11 protein-coding genes are annotated in these 16,380 nt (G+C 44.7%); 7 read left to right on the top strand and 4 right to left on the bottom strand.

The features are described 5' to 3' along the window. Window positions 1–290 precede the first annotated feature (290 nt). The gene (locus GCU48_RS07755) at window positions 291–1,688 is read left to right on the top strand and encodes a helix-turn-helix domain-containing protein (RefSeq protein ID WP_152379591.1); all 1,398 of its coding nucleotides are present in this window, start codon (window positions 291–293) and stop codon (window positions 1,686–1,688) included. 99 nt (window positions 1,689–1,787) lie between these two features. On the opposite strand, the gene GCU48_RS07750 is transcribed toward GCU48_RS07755, so the two are convergent. After that, window positions 1,788–2,159 carry a helix-turn-helix domain-containing protein gene (locus GCU48_RS07750; RefSeq protein ID WP_152379590.1) on the bottom strand — a complete coding sequence of 124 codons (372 nt, stop codon included), beginning with the start codon at window positions 2,157–2,159 and terminating at the stop codon, window positions 1,788–1,790. A gap of 256 nt (window positions 2,160–2,415) precedes the next feature. Here GCU48_RS07750 and GCU48_RS07745 point away from each other — a divergent pair, with 256 nt between their 5' ends. Further along, entirely contained in the window at window positions 2,416–3,819 is a 1,404-nt protein-coding gene (locus GCU48_RS07745) for a DNA-binding protein (RefSeq protein WP_152379589.1), read from the top strand. A 276-nt stretch (window positions 3,820–4,095) separates the two neighbouring features. Continuing rightward, the gene (locus GCU48_RS07740; protein WP_025720470.1) at window positions 4,096–4,320 is read left to right on the top strand and encodes an aspartyl-phosphate phosphatase Spo0E family protein; all 225 of its coding nucleotides are present in this window, start codon (window positions 4,096–4,098) and stop codon (window positions 4,318–4,320) included. Window positions 4,321–4,557: 237 nt separating this feature from the next. Here the strand turns inward: GCU48_RS07740 and GCU48_RS07735 are convergent, their stop codons facing one another. Both GCU48_RS07735 and GCU48_RS07730 read right to left on the bottom strand, forming a co-directional pair. Continuing rightward, window positions 4,558–5,370, bottom strand: a complete 813-nt coding sequence (locus GCU48_RS07735; RefSeq protein ID WP_152379588.1) for an OmpA/MotB family protein — start codon at window positions 5,368–5,370, stop codon at window positions 4,558–4,560. Then, complete coding sequence (locus GCU48_RS07730; RefSeq protein WP_152379587.1) at window positions 5,354–6,184, bottom strand: flagellar motor protein; 831 nt, start codon at window positions 6,182–6,184, stop codon at window positions 5,354–5,356. Before GCU48_RS07730 ends, GCU48_RS07735 begins: the two co-directional genes overlap by 17 nt. A gap of 208 nt (window positions 6,185–6,392) precedes the next feature. Between GCU48_RS07730 and uvrB the strand changes: the two genes are divergently transcribed. The 3 genes from uvrB (at window position 6,393) to GCU48_RS07715 (ending at window position 13,057) form a co-directional block, all read left to right on the top strand. Next, complete coding sequence (uvrB, locus tag GCU48_RS07725; protein ID WP_152379586.1) at window positions 6,393–8,384, top strand: excinuclease ABC subunit UvrB; 1,992 nt, start codon at window positions 6,393–6,395, stop codon at window positions 8,382–8,384. 173 nt (window positions 8,385–8,557) lie between these two features. Then, window positions 8,558–11,419, top strand: coding sequence for an excinuclease ABC subunit UvrA (gene uvrA, locus GCU48_RS07720; protein ID WP_152379585.1), 2,862 nt, complete (start codon window positions 8,558–8,560; stop codon window positions 11,417–11,419). Window positions 11,420–11,851: 432 nt separating this feature from the next. Further along, a complete protein-coding gene (locus GCU48_RS07715; RefSeq protein ID WP_244316257.1) occupies window positions 11,852–13,057 on the top strand; it encodes a hypothetical protein in 1,206 nt (401 codons plus the stop codon). Window positions 13,058–13,168: 111 nt separating this feature from the next. Here the strand turns inward: GCU48_RS07715 and GCU48_RS07710 are convergent, their stop codons facing one another. Continuing rightward, the gene (locus GCU48_RS07710; protein WP_152379583.1) at window positions 13,169–14,794 is read right to left on the bottom strand and encodes a nitrite/sulfite reductase; all 1,626 of its coding nucleotides are present in this window, start codon (window positions 14,792–14,794) and stop codon (window positions 13,169–13,171) included. Window positions 14,795–15,104: 310 nt separating this feature from the next. On the opposite strand from GCU48_RS07710, the gene GCU48_RS07705 reads away from it, so the two are divergent. Further along, window positions 15,105–16,352 (top strand): S1C family serine protease, encoded by a 1,248-nt coding sequence (locus tag GCU48_RS07705; protein WP_025720484.1) that lies wholly within the window; start codon window positions 15,105–15,107, stop codon window positions 16,350–16,352. The last annotated feature ends 28 nt before the right edge of the window (window positions 16,353–16,380 follow it).

The raw sequence follows: 16,380 nt of genomic DNA, 5'->3' as shown, positions 1-16,380 counted from the left end.
CCCTCCTTTCTGCCTATATAACTGAAAAAGGTATGCGTTTGTGACATTCAAATAAAAAAACTTGAAGCTTGCTTTTATGCTCTCTTTATGTACTTCATTCAACTTTTCAATTATCACGGGATTCATTAAAAAAAGACTTCTTTTAAAGGCATCATAAATTAAAGTAGAGATATTGACCATATATTTCACTATTTTCGTGATTTTGTATTGAAATGAATTTCCTATAGAATGGAGTTTTACATATAAAGTACTACTGATGATATGTCTAAAACTTATTGAGGAGGATTGGCATGGAGCACACACCTACGATCCGCTCGAAAATAGAGACAGAATTGAAGCAAAGAGGCTATAGCTTTAGCAGTTTCAGTAAGATATCCGGTATTAACCGCGGTACCTTCAGTGCAATGCTGAACAGCAACCCACCCAAGCCAATCTCCGTTCGGCAGATGGACCTGATAACCAAGGCATTGGGATATCCCGAGGGCTGGCTCTATGAGATGTACATAGATGAATGTTTTTACGAGGGAAAAGGGCACTGGAAACGGATCAAGCCTTTTTTATTGCGTTGTGTAGAGTTAGGGAGGAAAGACTATATTCAAAGGGTACTGTCGAGATTAACAGAGGACTTGTCCTATGTGTCGACGATATTTGAACTTGCAGAAGAGCTACATAAAGGAGGCAAGGAAAAGGAGTCTGTCCCCTTTTACGAGTGTGTGGTAGAGAACGAAAGATATTACCACTCAGAACGGCTCGCAATCAGCCAATATAGGCTATTTTCTTACTCTTTAAACAAAGATCTGGAGAATAATCGCCAACTGGCTATAAAATTTGCTCCTTATCGCAAAAATTTGCCTGAAAATCATCAACTGGACGCTCTATTAAAGCTGGTAAACGTATACTTTCAAGTTTATGACTGTGAGACAACTATACAATATGCGAAAGAACTTGAGGTAATTGCCACAAATGTTTATCAGCAGCAGATTCAAAATAGATTAAAAAACCGTGAAGTTAAACCTCTAAATACAGAAAGACATCTAATCGTCTATTTTGGTCAAGCTTATTTAATGCAGGGGAATGCCCGCGAAAAGCAAGGGCTATATGAAGAAGCAATGGAATTCATACCTTACTATGCTGATTTGACTGGTTTTGAAGGATTGGATGAAATGGGGTTTTTAGAGGCGAGGAAATTTGAAATGTGGGCAGAAGCAAACCGTTTAAATTTAGAAATTCTAATGGGAAATATGACTAGTTTGCCTGCCTATGTTGAGCTTATTAAAAGTAATCCTGAAGAGATACTTCAGGGGCTGTTAACCATTATAGAATCAGCTAATATTTACAATCACATAATAGACGATATTCTGACCCTTTTTGCTAAAAATATTAATGAATTTAGGGACTTACGTACAAATATTTCTTACTATGGTACGAATTATAATCTGGTGAGCTATTCTCGTTTTTTTCTTGAGCTTAGTCGCTACTATTTTAATAAAGGGAACTATTCTGAGGCAATAGACAGTATGTTGAACAGTCTCAAAGCATCCTCACAGTTGAACGATAAAGCTTACTATATCAAGTCCATCACGTTGTTGTTTGAGAAATATAAGGATCATTCGACACATGAACAACGGACAGAATATGAAAAAGTGATTAAAGCAGTGGAAAACAACATCAAGGAAATGACTTTTTAAAATACAAAAGGGCTATGTAATCTACTACTCTAAGTAGAGAAACATAGCCTTTTTGACATTTTACGTGCATGACTAATCAGGAAAAAGTTGATTTTTTAGTTAGTTGCCTGAATCATCGGAGTTATTTTCAGAAAGCTCGCTCTCTGAAGAGGTAAACAGTTCCTTTATTATCCGATAAGCTTTATTTTGCTCTGCTTCACTCTGCTGGGAAAGAATATGAATACATCCCCATATCCAGGGCTGACTTTTGAACTCTTCATGTGGATTGAAGTCAAAAAATGCAAACACGTTTGTGTCCAACGCTTCGGCTATTTTCTCCAATGTTTTTATTTGTACATTGACCTCGCCCCGCTCTAACTTTCCGATATAGGAACCTGTTGAATCAGATGCTTCTGCAAGCTGTTCTTGTGTTATACCAAGCAATTTTCGAAATTGGCGGATTTTCGCTCCTATGAGTTTCGTTGTTTCCATCGACATCCACACTCCTATAGTATGAGTGTAGACAAAGGTAGATCAGGCGTGGAGGTAATTGAATTGCCTAAATAATTGAACATTAAGTCCCTGTGGGAACTTTTTTATAACATTAAATTCCATAATATATTGAAACAGTGTAGAAAAAGGGGTTGACCATCATCCAATATATTCATATAATTTCTAGTATATTGTAATTGATTGTCGAGGAGGGTGATTTTTTAAAATCATCTGAATACGCCGGGAGGTGTCTTTATTGGAGAATGCAACCACGATTCGTTCGGAAATTGAGAAAGAATTAAAGCTTGGTGGCTACACGTTTAATAGTTTTGGACAAGCTACGGGACTTAATCGGGGCGTATTTAGTGCTATGCTTAATGGCAATCCGCCCAAACCAATCTCTGTGAGACAAATGGACTTGATTACCAAAGCGCTTAATTATCCAGAGGACTGGTTGTATGACCTATATGTTGATGAATGTTTTTATGATGGAAGGCCTCATTGGAAAAGAGTTAAACCGTTCCTTATTCGTTGTGTTGAAGTGGGAAATCTGAGGTGTGTGGAAAAAGTACTTTCGCGCTTAATGGAAGATCTTAACCACATTCCTACAATCTTTGCTTTGGCAGAGGAGTTATACGAAGGGGGGAAGCTACAAGAGGCAATTCCTTTTTATGAATGTGTAATTGAAAATGAAAAATACCAACATTCTGAGAGATTGGCTATTAGTCATTACAAATTATTTCGTGCAAAAATTGGTGAGAATACTGAAATAAATCTAAAAGCAGCTATTCAATTTGAACCTTTTCGTTTTCGGTTGCCAGAGTGTCATCAATTAGACGGATTATTGCATCTAACAAATATATATTCTTCACTACATAAATGGCAAGAAACAATTACACACAGCGATGAGCTTTGGGAACAAGCTAAAATAATATATGATGAAGAAAATAAAAGAAGGGCTCGAAAAAACAGGAGTTGTGCACCAATAAAAACCGAACGACATTTAGTAGTATATTATGGACAAGGATTACTTATGAAAGCGTATGCCCTACAAAAAATTGGAGACTATGAGAATGCGAAAAAAATTGTTGCTGAGTATGGTGATCTAAGTTGGTTTGATGGTTTAGACACCGTTGGGAAAAGAGAAGTCGAAAAGTTTAAGTTATGGTCTAGAGGGAACTCTTATACACTTGATTTACTATTAGGAGATACATCTGTGCTTCCTCAATATGTGGACTTATTAGAGAACAACAACGATGAGATATTACCAGGTCTTGTGAATATTTTAGAATCCGCTAATAGGAACTTGTTCTCAGTTGACAGTATTTTAGAACGATTTATTGAATATATTGATATTTTCAGAAAAACTCAAGATGTAATATTCATGGATGATTATTACAATTTTAATTTTCAATTAGCCATTTATTATAGACGAAATAAGAGATACAAAGATGCAATAAATGCTATTTTGCAATGTATACAGATAGCATTTTTTCTTAAAAATGTAGAGAGTTTTGCTCAAAGTATGGTTTTTTTTGAGAATAATAGAATTTTATGTGACGAAGGGCAAATTGAGATTTATAAATCTATTATTAAGGAGGTGTGCAAAGATGAAGAGGGTTTTTCTTTCACTTTTGCTTTCTCTAATAGTAGTCAGTAATATCGGGATTCTGTCTTCTTTCCATAATATCGTAACTAGTAATGGTTCTCAGATTACAGTTTCTAGTCATGGTAGAGGTGGGTGAAATCGCAATTTTTTCGATTACTTTTAGGTGAGTTTCCAGCATAAATCAAAAAAGCAGCCCCACTCAGGCTGTTTTTTTTGATTCATTCCGTTAAAGGGATGAAATGGGATTTATTATATTTTTAACCTGTGGGGAAGGTATCAGCCTGTAAAATAAATGTAAATACCACACCGAACAGGAGGTTTATTGATGTGAAATGGCAAGAATTGGAGGACTGCATCGAAGAAAAGCGGAAGGAATTAAACGATTTGGCGAATGAGGTGGGATTGAAGGATCGACGGGTATTACTCAAGTCCATGGAATTGGATCGACTCCTTAATAAGTACAGCGATTGGAAATGCAGCTATCGTAGACATACCATAACTAATAGTTCACAGATGCAAGAGGAGCAACATGAGCTTGTCCTATCTTATTGATTTTTAAGCAACATGACAAGATATACCTAACTTCTAACTTCACCTTGGCTTCTAATACATAGTGGGGATATAGACTAAACAAAATAATCTCGATTGAATCTCGTACGCCGCATTTTTACACGTTGTTCGTACGGTTTATTGTTCTGCGTCACATCAGAGCGGAAGCCATATGATGATATGTATCCAAAAAAAACCTCCCGATTCACGTTGCTGCGTGACTCAGGAGGTTTTTGGCATTTACTGTTGAAGCTGGCGCAGTACAGTGATTTCGACACGGCGGTTTTTTTGCCGTCCAGCCTCGGTCTTATTGTCACCAACCGGTCGGGTATCCGCATAACCCGCATACTGAAATCCATGGGGTGACAGATGTTCTCTGTCTAGAAAGAATCGGAGTACAGATAACGCGCGTGCGCCGGAAAGCTCCCAGTTATCCTTATAGATCGATGAGCTTGAGGTGCCAGTGAAAGGAATGTTGTCCGTATGTCCCTCAATACTGATAGGTGTTTTTAAGTCCCTGAACAGACTGGCCAACTTGGATAGCGTATTGGCAGAGCCCTGCTTGAGTGCAGCTCTTCCTTGATCAAATAAAAAGCGGTCATTCAGCGTAATGACAATACCGCGCGGTTGATCTGACACGAAAATCTGGTTTTCCAGCTTGTTGTCCGAAATATATTCTTGAATGACACCCATTAGATTTTGCAGTTCTTTTTCCTGTTTGCGAAAGGCCTGTTCACGTTCGGTTAGCTTAGTCGATCCCGCTTCTTTTTTATCGGAAGTCGGTTGCTTGGTCGCAGGCGGATTCTTACTGGTGTAGCGATCCGCCGAACCCGTGATGCCCGAGCCTTGCTCCAGAATAGAATCACCCTTGTGGAATGTATCCTGGAGGGATTGAACAACGATATCGTATTTTTTGGCATCCAGGCTGCTCATGGCGTACATTACAACGAAAAAAATGAGCAGCAGGGTGATTAGATCAGCATAGGTAATCATCCAGCGGTCACGATGGTCTCCGCCCTCCTTACGCCCACGGCGCTTAGCGCGCGTTCTCATGGAAGGAGTCCTCCTTTGGAGCGGTGATCTCTACGCGTGAGCGCCGTGGTGGTTTGCGGTCCTGATTTTGTTCTGAGCGGATAAAGAAATCCAGCTTTTTGCGTACTAGCTTCGGATTCTCACCGTTCTGGATAGCCAGAATACCTTGCAGCAGCAAGTCCATTATAGCGACCTCTGATTCACTGCATGCCCTTATTTTAGAAGCGATGGGCAAGAAGATCAGATTGGCGCTGGCTACGCCGTATAGTGTTGCGATAAACGCCACAGCAATGGACGGTCCGAGCGCAGTAGGCTCGGTCAGACTGCCCAGTACATGGATCAGACCCATTACCGTACCGATAATTCCCATCGTAGGGGCATAGCCGCCTGCGGATTCGAATATTTTGGCATATCCTTCATGCTTTTGTTCAATGGTATCTAACTCAAGCTCTAGAATCTGTTTGATCTGCTCCTGCTCGGTGCCGTCGATGACCAGTTGAAGACCTTCACGCAAAAAAGCATTCGGATGCTCCGAGGAAATACGCTCTAGCGCAAGTACACCGGATCGGCGGGAGGTGGAAGCCATAGAAACCAAATCTTCTATATATTGCTCGGTAGGGTTTTCCTCACGGTTAAACGCCATCCGAAGTGCAGTGGGGATGGTCTTTAGCTTGGAGGCGGGGTAGCTAATAACGACTGCGGCGAAGGTTCCACCAAATACAATCAGAGCCGATGTACCCTGGAGCAGTCCTGAAAATTGGCCGCCCTCCCATAAGAAGCCACCGATTAATGATATGATTCCTGCGATGATGCCCAATACGATGGTGATATCCAAAATATAATTCACTCCTATCCAAGACTTATCGTTTGCATCCACAGTAAGAAAGAGGTATAATACGGGAACAAACATTCTTATCTAACCATATTTCCCAAGTATCATTGCTCGGGAAATATCGACATAGAGTTACAGGTAAAGACGTTCCAGCTCGACTGGTGTAGTAACATGATGTTTCCATTTTAGACGATAAGGGTGATGCAGGGCAATGAGTGATATCGTTGTTAGCAACAAGACTTTTGAAATTGAGTCGGAATTCCAACCTCAAGGCGATCAGCCTCAGGCCATCTTTGAACTGGTAGAAGGGATCGCAGAAGGAAAGAAGCATCAAACGTTGTTGGGTGCTACGGGAACGGGTAAGACATTTACCATCGCGCAAACCATCGCCAAGCTGAATCGGCCTACGCTGATTATTGCGCACAATAAGACGTTGGCTGCCCAACTGGCAAGCGAATTTAAAGAGTTTTTTCCAAACAACTCCGTTGATTATTTTGTCAGCTACTATGATTACTACCAACCGGAAGCGTACATTCCGTCTTCCGATACGTATATTGAGAAGGATTCCAGCATTAATGAGGAGATTGATAAACTTCGCCACTCGGCCACAAGCTCTCTATTCGAGCGTCGTGATGTTATTATCGTAGCGAGTGTCTCCTGCATCTATGGTCTGGGGTCGCCGAAAGAATATTCAAGCCTGCTCCTCTCGCTTAGAGTCGGTATGGAGAAACCCCGCAATCAGATTTTGTCCCGCTTGGTCGATATTCAATATCAGCGGAACGATATCAACTTCGTGCGGGGTACTTTCCGTGTACGGGGGGATGTGGTTGAAATATTCCCGGCTTCTCAAGGGGAACATGCCATACGGGTAGAACTTTTTGGGGATGAGATTGAACGGATTACCGAAATTGATGTGCTAACGGGTGAATTGATCGGTGAGCGTGACCATGTAGCTATTTTCCCGGCATCTCACTTCGTCACGCATGAGGATACGATGAGGGTAGCGCTGGTCAACATCGAGCGTGAGCTTGAAGAACGGCTGGCGGTGCTGAAGGAACAAGGAAAGCTGCTGGAGGCACAGCGGTTGGAACAACGTACTCGGTATGATATCGAGATGATGAAAGAGGTCGGTTTTTGTTCCGGGATTGAGAACTACTCGGGTCCACTGACATTCCGCGAGCGGGGAGCGACACCGTATACGTTGATGGATTATTTTCCGGATGATATGCTGATCGTCATTGACGAATCCCATGTTACGCTGCCGCAAATTCGGGCTATGTATAATGGTGACCAGGCGCGCAAGAATGTGCTGGTGGAGCATGGTTTCCGTCTGCCGTCCGCGCTGGATAACCGTCCGTTGAAATTTGAAGAGTTCGAAGACAAGGTGAATCAGATCATCTACGTATCGGCTACTCCGGGTCCCTATGAGATGGAAAAATGCGAAACGATGGTACAGCAGATTATTCGTCCTACCGGGCTTCTTGATCCAATTATTGAGGTGCGTCCGAGCAAGGGACAGATTGACGACCTCATTAATGAGATACGGCTTCGCATAGAGCGTGAAGAACGGGTGCTGGTCACCACACTCACGAAGAAAATGTCTGAGGATTTGACAGACTATCTGAAAGAAGTGGGCATCAAGGTCCGATATATGCACTCTGAGATTAAGACACTGGAGCGGATGGCTATTTTGCGGGATCTGCGTCTGGGCACTTTTGATGTGCTGATCGGGATCAATCTGCTGCGGGAAGGCCTGGATTTACCGGAAGTATCTCTGGTCGCGATTTTGGATGCGGACAAAGAAGGCTTCCTGCGTTCTGAACGGTCTCTGATCCAGACGATTGGACGGGCAGCACGGAATAGCGATGGTCGTGTTATTATGTACGGTGATAAGATTACCGAATCTATGGATAAAGCGATCAAAGAAACCGAACGTCGCCGTGCCATTCAAATTCAGTATAATGAAGAGCATGGGATTACCCCTCAAACGATCCGTAAAAAGATTCGGGATGTCATTGAAGCAACCAAGGCAACAGAGGCAAAGAATGATTACCTTCCTAGTGAGACGGGTAAACTTTCCAAGAAGGAGCGTCAATCGCTTATTCAGCGTCTGGAAGCAGAAATGAAGGATGCGGCCAAGAATCTACAGTTCGAGCGGGCCGCCGAGTTGCGTGATGCTTTGCTGGAGCTGCGGGCTGATTAAGCATGTAGTATAAGAATAAGCTGGAAGCGAATGCACATTGAAAATGAAATGTTTGCACGTTTTAACAATAGTGAGGGCGGCCTATGTGGTCGTTCTCTTTGCGATATATTACCTGCATCAATAATCCAATGGAATACAGCATGACTTGAACTACAGCTAAGGAGATGAAACATTTGGCGAATGAAAGCATCATCATCAAAGGCGCACGGGCGCATAATCTCAAAAATATCGACGTGACGATTCCTCGTGACAAATTTGTCGTTCTGACGGGGCTTAGTGGTTCAGGTAAGTCGTCACTGGCTTTCGATACGATTTATGCGGAAGGACAACGGCGATATGTGGAATCTCTATCTGCGTATGCGCGTCAGTTCCTCGGACAGATGGAGAAGCCGGATGTCGACTCGATTGACGGTCTGTCTCCTGCGATCTCTATTGATCAGAAAACCACCAACCGGAATCCGCGTTCGACCGTTGGTACGGTTACAGAAATTTATGATTATTTGCGGTTATTGTTTGCCCGAGTCGGCCACCCTCATTGCCCTGAACATGGCATCGAGATCACCTCCCAGACCGTTGAGCAGATGGTGGATCGCATCATGCAGTATCCTGAAAAGACACGGCTGCAAATTTTGGCTCCATTGGTATCGGGACGCAAGGGCGAGCATAAAACACTATTTGCGGATATAGCCAAGCAGGGCTTTGTACGGGTACGTGTCAATGGAGAATTGCGCGAGCTGTCGGAAAAGATTGAGCTGGAGAAGAATAAGAAGCATTCGATTGAAGTGGTCGTAGACCGGATCGTAGTCAAGGAAGATGTGCGTACGCGTCTATCCGACTCGATTGAGACGGCTCTAAAACTGTCAGGCGGCCAGTTGCTCGTGGACAATATGGGGCAAGAAGAGCTGCGGTTTAGCTCTAATTTTGCGTGCCCGATTTGCGGTTTCAGTATAGATGAGCTGACCCCGCGGATGTTCTCCTTTAATAATCCGTTTGGTGCTTGTCCGGATTGTGACGGACTGGGTGCTAAAATGGTAGTGGACCCAGATTTGCTTATTCCCGACTCTCAAAAAAGTGTGGAGGATGGAGCATTTCAGGCATGGAGTGGTGGAACTTCCACTTATTATCCGCAATTTTTACAGTCGGTATGCGAGCATTACGGTATTCCACAAGATGTTCCTGTTAGCCAATTGACCACGGAGCAAATGAACATCATTTTACACGGGACGGCTGACGAGAAGATTCGGTTCCGTTACGAAAATGATTTTGGTCAACGCAAGGAAGCCTATGTGACCTTTGAGGGAATCATTCCGAATCTGGAGCGTCGTTATCGTGACACAGCTTCTGATGGTATCCGTGAATTTATTGAAGGCTTTATGAGCGCCAAACCATGTAACACCTGTAAGGGACACCGTCTGAAGAAAGAGAGCCTCGCGGTAACCATTCAGCAGCACAATATCGCCTATGTGACTGATTTGTCCATCACTGAAGCGGCTCACTTTTTCCAAACGCTGGAGCTGAGTGAGAAGGAGAAGTCGATTGCCAATCTCATTTTAAAAGAAATTAATAGCCGCTTGGGCTTTCTGGTCAATGTCGGTCTGGAATACTTGACATTAAGCCGTGCAGCAGGGACGTTGTCCGGTGGTGAGGCACAGCGTATTCGGCTGGCGACACAGATCGGGTCCAGTCTAATGGGTGTACTCTATATTTTGGACGAGCCTAGTATCGGATTGCACCAGCGAGATAATGACCGCCTGATTAGTGCTTTGGAGCATATGCGGAATCTCGGAAATACGTTGATTGTGGTGGAGCATGACGAAGATACCATGATGGCAGCAGATTATATTATTGATATTGGGCCGGGAGCAGGAATCCATGGTGGGATGATCATGTCACAGGGGACCCCACAGGAAGTTATGGAGGACCTAAACTCTTTGACAGGACAATATTTGAGTGGCCGCAAGTTCATTCCGGTCAATACCGAACGACGCAAGCCTACGGATAAGTGGCTGGAGGTTCGCGGGGCCAAGGAGAATAATCTCAAAAATTTGAATGTTAAAATCCCGTTAGGTGTGTTCACGGCTGTTACTGGCGTATCCGGTTCTGGGAAGTCAACGCTGGTCAACGAAATCCTATACAAAACGCTGGCGCGTGATTTGAACCGGGCGAGAGTTCGTCCGGGCCAGCATAAGGAGATTCGCGGGCTTGAAAATATTGATAAAGTCGTAGAGATTGATCAGTCTCCAATCGGCCGTACGCCTCGTTCAAATCCTGCGACCTACACCGGAGTATTTGATGATATTCGTGATCTATTTTCCAAAACAAATGAGGCAAAGGTCCGAGGCTACCAAAAAGGTCGTTTTAGCTTTAACATCAAGGGTGGTCGCTGTGAAGCTTGTAAAGGCGACGGCATCATCAAGATTGAGATGCATTTTCTGCCAGATGTATATGTCCCATGTGAAGTATGCAAGGGCAAACGCTATAATCGGGAGACCCTTGAGGTTAAGTACAAAGGCAAAAGTATTGCTGATGTACTGGAGATGACGGTAGAGGATGCGACAGAGTTTTTTGAAAATATCCCCAAGATCCATCGCAAGATTCAGACACTGATGGACGTAGGTTTGGGGTATGTCAAGCTGGGTCAGCCTGCGACTACCTTATCCGGGGGTGAAGCTCAGCGTGTGAAGCTGGCTTCTGAACTGTATCGTCGCAGCACAGGCAAAACAATTTATATTCTGGACGAGCCGACCACCGGCCTGCACGTTCACGATATTGACCGATTACTAATGGTACTGCATCGTTTGGTTGATTCAGGAGAGACGGTTTTGGTTATTGAGCATAATCTGGATGTAATTAAAACAGCCGATTATTTGATTGATCTGGGACCAGAAGGTGGAAGCGGCGGTGGAACGATCCTGGCTACAGGAACACCGGAACAGCTCGTGAAAGTTGAAGAATCGTACACAGGCCGATATTTAAAACCAATCCTTGAACGGGATACACAGCGCAGCCAAGCGCTTCAGGCGGTTGATCTATAGATAGCGTTTATTGACTTAAAGATAGCCTCTTTGTACGTTTTGGAAGCCCTGCACAGGTAGGAAGGCGGAATACGAATTTACGTATCTATGCCTTTTTCTTGGCAGGGCTTTATTATTTTTGAAAAAAAGAAAACTTTTATCAAATTCTTGCGTTAAAGCATGTGACACATAGTTTTCCAAGAACTGAAATAATAAATCTATAGCTGTATTCATCGTCAGAAAGTTCTGAGTAGTCTCTCTATTGTAGAGTTGCGGATGTTGAGGCTCGGACTTGAAGAGATAAATATATAACTCATAAGTAATTGGCATCATACGAAGCTCCGTGCCCACGTGACAACCATTCCAAGTTGAAGCGTCTGTAGTTTGATCACATCAAGGGTTTATATAACATCTCTGAGGTAAAGTCATGAAGGGAGCTGTAACGTTTTGAAGATGGTACCAAACAGGGTTCTACGTACACGAGTATATTCATGGGCAGCGGGAATTGTTTTGGCGGCATGTGCGATGGGCTATAGTGCTCCACCATCCTATGCATCAGAGGTGTCTCAGGCACTTGTGACCAAGCAAGCCGAGATTGAAACCAGTGCGGCGATTGGAAGCATTAAGGATGTAGAAAACGCCCACGATTATATCCAGCCCGCGATGAATGGTGGGTTTTTAATCCTGAATATAGAGGACGATACTGAGGCAAGTGTCGTGCATGTTACATATGGCAAGCTGGACAGCTCTCTGGAGAGCGTATGGAAGCACCAGCAGGATTTGAACATGCAACCGGGATCGAGCAGCAGGGGAGTGCAGCGGGAAACGTCAGATGGTGGCATGCTGTTTCTGACTGACTATACAAAACCGAACGGCGTACAAGATTTGCAGGCGATACGTTTGGATAACGACGGCAATGCCGTGTGGTCCAAAACGTTACAAACGGATGGCTTGATATCCCATGGACCAAATACTCGGATAGGTTTGGAACCGCTTGCGGATGGAGGGTTCCTGGTTTCCTCTCTTAACGGTGCGGAGCAGACTTTCACTGTATTCAAGTATACAGAAGCTGGCGATATTCAATGGAATCGAACGACGAACGGGGTGAATTCGGGTTGGCTGGTCGGCAGCCACGATGGATTTTATGCGCTTATGAACAGCTCAGATGGCCCGGTAGGGGTGCAAGTAGATGTATATGGTCGCGATATTCGCAATATCCAGTTGGATTTGGGCCCGGGCAAGGACATTGCTGAAGTACGTGAGCTGTCTAATGGTCATATTGCTGTAACTGGATTTAATGGAAACAGCAAGCGCACACAGGTTTTAAGTAATGATCTGCAATTGTTTGGCAATACAGAGGACTATCCGTCTGACCGGGTGTACCTGCCTGAAGAACAACTGTACGTTCAGTTTAGCGATCAATATGACCCACTGGGAAAAACCACGAAGATGCATGGAATCACCATCACAGGCTTGGAAGGAAACGGAACGAAGGAATGGGAAACTACGACTCATTATAAGGAAGACAATTCCTTTGGTATCCGATATGATACAGGTTTGATATATAAAATACCATCAGGCTACGCGGTGGTAACATCTACAACTGGTGTCCAGAAACCAACAGTGCTCGATTTTGCGAAAATATTGATACCGGAGTAATCCGGTGTCTTTTTTGTGAAACGCTGAGGATGATCTTGTATAGCTGTGTGATCATAAAAAAACAGCCTGCTTGTATATGAAATACAAACAGGCTGGTATTGGATGCGGTATCTAGGATGCAACGATGCTGGACTGTAAAATGTCAGACAGCTTTTCCTGGAAAGCCGGAATACCTACACGTTGTACATACGCGTAAAAACTTTCACCAGGGTTCCGGTTTTCTTTGTAGTACAGAATGAGTTCTGCCAGGACAGGCCCAACCTGATCCCCACGCACGCGACCCTTAAGTGCTTTGTTGAACTGGGCACCTGATCCGAGTGCTCCGCCGACAGCGATGTCGAACGCGTCAACCATGCCCTCGGGGGTTTTAACAAGCGAGCCCTGCAAGCCGATGTCGGCAATATGCTTTTGGCCGCAGGAATTTGGACAGCCGATAAAATGGATACGTACTTTTTCATCCAAATCTACGTGTTGATCCAGATACTCGGCTACGTCAACCGCCCGCTTTTTGGTTTCCACAATCGCCAGATTGCAGAATTCATTCCCTGTGCACGATACCGTACGGCTCATAAAATGCTTGGGCTGTGGTGTCAGGCGCTGCAATACAGGAGCTTTCAGTAATTCTTCCACTTGGTCGTCCGGCACGCCACTCAGCAATATATTTTGCGACATGGTGGTACGAATCTGTCCATCACCATAGCGATCAGCCAGTTCAGCCAGTTCATGCAGCTCGTCGGCGCTCAGACGACCGACAGGCACGTTCAGACCGACGTAATTCAGGCCCTCCTGGGCTTGAGGATGCACACCGTCAAAATAGGCGGCCTGCCAGCCAATTGTTTTGTCCTCGCCTCGTCCTGGCATTTCGCCAATATACTCAGTGAGTTTGGCCAAAAACTTTTCCGGGCCCCAATCGGCGACGAGAAATTTCAGGCGGGCATGGTGCCGTTTTTCCCGATAGCCGTAGTCACGGAAAATGGTTGTGACTGCAATAGCAACCTTCAGTACTTCCTCGGGACGAACAAACAGATCCAGTGACTGTGCCAAGTGTGGCTTGGCGGATAAACCTCCACCGACCATCACGTGGAAGCCGACCACTTCTTTTCCGTCAATGGTCTTGGTGGCTGGCGTGAAGGACAAGTCGTTAATTTCAGCCTGTGCGTTGTTGTACGTATTGCCGGAGATGGACATTTTGTACTTGCGCGGCAGATTGGAGAAGTCTCGATTCAATAAGAAAAAACGGTTTACCTCGTCGACAATCTCTCTGGTATCCACCAATTCGTTGGGGTCAATGCCAGCCAGCGGGTTCCCGACAATCGTACGCGGGCAGTCTCCGCAGGCTTCAAAGGAATATAAATCGACTTCTTCCAGTCGCTTGAAAATATCGGGCAAGTTCTCAACCGTCAGCCAGTGAAATTGAATCGCCTGACGAGTGGTGACATCCACAAGACCGCGTCCGTACAGCGTGGATATGTCGGCCAATGCATGTGCCTGTGCTGAGGTCATGATACCTGTGTTGATGCGGACACGCATCATGAAATGACCGTCCTTGGGCTTTTGCTGATAGACACCAGCCCATTTGAAACGGTCCATGTCGTCTGCGGAAATTGAGTCATAGCCTTCGTTTGCATAGCTTTCGATAATGGTGCGTATAACGTCGAGCCCGTCTTTTTCCAGCTTGACCAGCTCAAATTTGTTTAGCTTATCTGGATGAGCAGTCCAGATTGGTTCGTAGGCCATCCTGTTAACCTCCTTCATTTTATTTCCGACGATAAAACTAAGATATAATGTGATGGTATCATAATTGGTTGTGCCCGTAAACGAAGGAATGGTCCAAACGGTATAACGATTATTTATCGTTTTTGCTTATTTTTTTGATATAAGGATTTGGTAAATTTATAATATAAATAGTATGAGAGGACAGATAAGTGGCAAACGGTACTATTTTAGAAAAAGATAGGGCTTAAAGCGATTGTATGCATGTCCCCTCTATGGTAGATTTGGACTATCTGATAGAAGAGGGTCATGTAAGAGAGGAAATGGTGAGTGTATGCGTAAGATGGGGAAAAGAGCGGCTGTGCTGGCTTTGGGCAGCGCTTTGTGTGTTTCTGGAACAGCAGGTGCAGCCGGCAGTGGAGCTGCTTTGAAGGCCAAAGTCATTAATGGCGGGGTCTATGTCAACGTAAGCGATATGAATAAAGCATTGGGAACCAGCGGCGCATATAACAGCGCGAATGGTACATATACGTTATCAGCCGATCGTGTGCCGCAGGTCATTAAAAATGTATCTCCTTCTGTGGTCGGTATCATCGGCCGTTCTGCCACAGGAGAAACAGTAGCAGGTGGAGATCGGTACAATCTGGCTCACGGCACGGGCGTCATTATTCGGACAGATGGGTGGATCGTCACGAATGCACATGTTATCGAAGGATTAGGTGATGCTGTGGTTGTAACTTCGGACGGAAAATCGTATGGAATTACCGACAGCTACAGCGATCCGGTCAGTGATTTGGCATTAGTCAAAATCAAGGCAAGCGGACTCAAGCCCGCTACTTTGGCAGCCTCCACGAACAGTCTGCAGGTGGGTGAGCAGGTGGTCGCTATCGGTACGCCTATTTCGTTCTCACTTCGTAATTCGGCAACCTCGGGTGTTGTTAGTGGACTGAACCGTGGTGTCAACGCTGCTTATCGTCTGATCCAAAGTGATACAGCGATCAATCCCGGTAACAGTGGCGGTCCGCTGGTCAATCTTAAGGGCGAGGTTATCGGGATCAATACGATGAAATTCTCGGCGGTTGGCATTGAAAATATGGGCTTTTCAATTCCATCGGATACGGTAAAGTACGTCATCGGCCAATTTTTCAAATACGGCGAGGTTCGGCGTGCCAGTCTTGGCTTGGGCCTGGAAGAGAGCTGGTCAGCTATCGTCGGATTGCCTACCGAGGACCCTTTGAAAGTCACGAAAATTACTTCGGCGAACGCCGTTCAAGCCAAAATCAAGGAAGGCGATGAGCTGTACAGTATTAACGGCAAGCGTGTAGCTTCCGCAATCGACGTCAATGAGTTGCTTAAAAGCTATCAGCCGGGTCAAACGGTGAGTGTACTCATGCAATCGGACGGTGATATTGTGAAGCGTAAGCTGGTATTGACACAGGATAATGGTGAAATCTATGATTCCATTCAGTCGGGAGAGGATCTTGAGGGTTCGAATGAATCGGATTCTGTCGAAGATGGCAGCATAGCGCCTTCCAAGGAAGCATCAGAGTCGGCTCAAGAGGCTGCTGTTGCTGGAAAATGAATAAAAACGGATCTTGAATCTATCAAAT

This window comes from Paenibacillus brasilensis, from assembly GCF_009363115.1.
Classification (GTDB): Bacteria; Bacillota; Bacilli; order Paenibacillales; family Paenibacillaceae; genus Paenibacillus; species Paenibacillus brasilensis.
This window is presented reverse-complemented; position numbering and strand designations above follow the sequence as displayed.

What these genes read in the sequence shown, in the direction of transcription:
- GCU48_RS07755 (WP_152379591.1), top strand. Translation starts at nt 291, where the DNA reads ATGGAGCACACACCTACGATCCGCTCGAAAATAGAGACAGAATTGAAG.
- GCU48_RS07750 (WP_152379590.1), bottom strand. Translation starts at nt 2,159, where the DNA reads ATGGAAACAACGAAACTCATAGGAGCGAAAATCCGCCAATTTCGAAAA.
- GCU48_RS07735 (WP_152379588.1), bottom strand. Translation starts at nt 5,370, where the DNA reads ATGAGAACGCGCGCTAAGCGCCGTGGGCGTAAGGAGGGCGGAGACCAT.
- uvrB (WP_152379586.1), top strand. Translation starts at nt 6,393, where the DNA reads ATGAGTGATATCGTTGTTAGCAACAAGACTTTTGAAATTGAGTCGGAA.
- GCU48_RS07715 (WP_244316257.1), top strand. Translation starts at nt 11,852, where the DNA reads ATGGTACCAAACAGGGTTCTACGTACACGAGTATATTCATGGGCAGCG.
- GCU48_RS07710 (WP_152379583.1), bottom strand. Translation starts at nt 14,794, where the DNA reads ATGGCCTACGAACCAATCTGGACTGCTCATCCAGATAAGCTAAACAAA.
- GCU48_RS07705 (WP_025720484.1), top strand. Translation starts at nt 15,105, where the DNA reads ATGCGTAAGATGGGGAAAAGAGCGGCTGTGCTGGCTTTGGGCAGCGCT.